The sequence below is a fragment of the Bradyrhizobium sp. STM 3809 genome, from assembly GCF_000239795.1.
In the GTDB taxonomy this organism is placed as follows: Bacteria; Pseudomonadota; Alphaproteobacteria; order Rhizobiales; family Xanthobacteraceae; genus Bradyrhizobium.
Map to the genome: position 1 here is coordinate 1 of NZ_CAFJ01000398.1, position 2,400 is coordinate 2,400.

General features: G+C 62.2%; 3 protein-coding genes and 1 tRNA gene. All 4 read left to right on the forward strand.

The window, feature by feature from the left end; translation table 11 throughout:
• The first annotated feature begins 266 nt into the window (after window positions 1-266).
• Entirely contained in the window at window positions 267-455 is a 189-nt protein-coding gene (locus tag BRAS3809_RS19905; protein WP_008963853.1) for a hypothetical protein, read from the forward strand.
• Window positions 456-668: 213 nt separating this feature from the next.
• Window positions 669-758 (forward strand) — tRNA-Ser (locus tag BRAS3809_RS19910).
• A 161-nt stretch (window positions 759-919) separates the two neighbouring features.
• Complete coding sequence (locus BRAS3809_RS19915) at window positions 920-2,185, forward strand: tyrosine-type recombinase/integrase (RefSeq protein ID WP_008963854.1); 1,266 nt, start codon at window positions 920-922, stop codon at window positions 2,183-2,185.
• Between the two features lie 13 nt (window positions 2,186-2,198).
• Window positions 2,199-2,400, forward strand: a 202-nt coding sequence (locus BRAS3809_RS37095) for a hypothetical protein (RefSeq protein ID WP_210161105.1), incomplete at its 3' end; no start/stop codon positions are given.

Genomic DNA, 2,400 nt, shown 5'->3' on the forward strand with positions numbered 1-2,400 from the left:
GACCTGAATCATTTTGACTGTGCAGGGCTGCACGTCGTTTCCTTCACACGGGGCGCAACAAGGGTGTGTTCACATGATCGAAGCGATGACAGCAGTGATGGGCTTGGTTGGCGCCGGCATCTTCCTGGCTCATGCGTTCGAAGGGGTCCGCTCGCGGGCCTGACGACGAAAAGGTCGGACAGCCGACGCGACGTTCGGCTTTCGTCCGCATCAACAACGACCCTTCAGGACTGACCTGAAGCTGCAACTTTAGCTGCAACTTTGACATGTCCGGCCTTGCCAGCGCGCAGGCCTCCATCCCGGATGATCGCGTCAGCGAACCGGGATCGGGCAGTCCGGCCACCATGGGTGTGGCATATTGGCATCAACTGTCGCTTTCCGGCGGCTTCGTCGCCGCCGCAGCCGCGATCACGGCGTTGTCGAGCGCGAGTCCGATTCGTGCGCCGTCCCTGTGAGCCGCGCGCGACCCGCGCCGGACGCGGTGCAGATCAACCGATCGAACGAACGAGGGCAATGGCGAGGCCCAGCCCGGCCGTTCGCCCGGCAGATTCGGCGCACCGGCGAAAGCGTCGTTGACGAGCCGTCAGCCGGCAACCTAAACAGTACACCGACGCCGCCGCGCAGCATTCTGCGCCCCGGTCGTTCGACGATCCGGAACGGCGCCGGATGGAAGGGTGGCCGAGTGGTTTAAGGCACCGGTCTTGAAAACCGGCGTGCCCGCAAGGGTACCGTGGGTTCGAATCCCACCCCTTCCGCCACCAACGTATCTTTCTGACCCTCTCCACGTCTTTTCAGCCTCGAAAATCGACGACGGAACAGTGACTTGGGGTCTAATACTGTCTTATTGTATCCTCCGAACCCTTCCCGTATCCACGTTCTCGACGTGGAGGCGGACGTGGAATTTGGAGGACACTTTCCCATGGCGCCACGAGCAGAACAGCCGACTCGCACCGCTGCCTTGCACCGTCTGACTGCTCTGCAGGTCAAGAACGCCAAGCCGGGAGACAAGCTCTCGGATGGCGGGGGCCTGAGGCTCGACGTCGACCCGCGCGGTGGGCGCTCTTGGGTCTTCCGGTATACGTCCCCGCTGACCGGCAAAGAGCGCTACATGGGCCTGGGGTCAGCGCCTGACGCGAGCACAGACAAGGCCCGTCAAAGCCTCGCAGAGGCCCGGGAGGCGGCCGACAAGGCGCGCAGGCTAATCCGGGAAGGCAAAGACCCGATTGAAGATCGGAACGACCAGCGGGCCGCTAATCAGGCCAGGGCCGCGCAGGCGGTGACCTTCCGCGAGTACGCCGAAGCCTACGTGTCTCGAATGGAGGCGGGCTGGAAAAACTCGAAGCACCGCCAGCAATGGACGAACTCGCTCAAGACCTACGTCTACCCACTGATAGGCCAAACGACCATCGGCGCCATCGATACGGCCGATGTCATGAAGGTTTTGACGCCCATCTGGAACAGCAAGCCCGAAACGGCATCGCGCATTCGCGGCCGAATCGAAATGATCCTCGCCGCGGCCAAGGCCGAAGGAAAGCGTGCTGGCGACAACCCGGCCGCTTGGCGCGAGCGCATCAAGCCCCTCCTCCCGAGCAAGCGGAAGGTGCGCAAGGTGCAGCATCACCCTGCCCTTCCCTATGGTCAGCTCCCCGCGTTCATGGCGTCGCTCTGCGCTGACGGGGCGGACTCGGCGCTGCTTCTCCGCTTTATCATTTTGACGGCTGCCCGCTACAACGAAGGCGCATTCGCAGATTGGGCCGAAGTCGACTTGGACGAGAAACTTTGGACCATCCCCGCCATTCGCATGAAGGGAAATCGGGACCCGGATCGGCCCCACGTCGTGCCGCTCTCAGACGCCGCGCTGCGAGTTCTCAGCGCTATCAGCGAGCGCCACGGGAACAGGGGTCTCATCTTCCCCGGACTGCGGCGAGGCCGCCCACTCAGCGATGTTTCACTCTCGAAAGCTATTGCGCGGCACACGACGACGAAGGCCACCACGCACGGCTTCCGCTCGACGTTCCGAGATTGGGCCGGAGACATGACTAGCTTCCCGCGCGAGGTCTGTGAGCAGGCGCTTGCTCACGTCATCGCAGGCGAAACGGAAGCAGCCTACCGGCGTTCAGATGCACTGGCAAAGCGCCGAGTGTTGATGGACGAGTGGGCCGCCTATTGCGGTCCTAAACCATAGGAACCGAGACAACGTGCCCCAACTTCCCCTTGAGCCGCGCCTTAAAAACCTGACGGGTTCGAACGATCGCGCTCGCAGAAAAGTCATCGAGCATAACGCGATGGCTAGAAGGGTTGTTGAATACCTGCATCGCAGAATTCTCGAAAATCCCGAGCCCTGTCAACAATACATGTGGGTCGAAGTCGCGCGTCAGTTGTCGCTGTCCATTGAAGAGG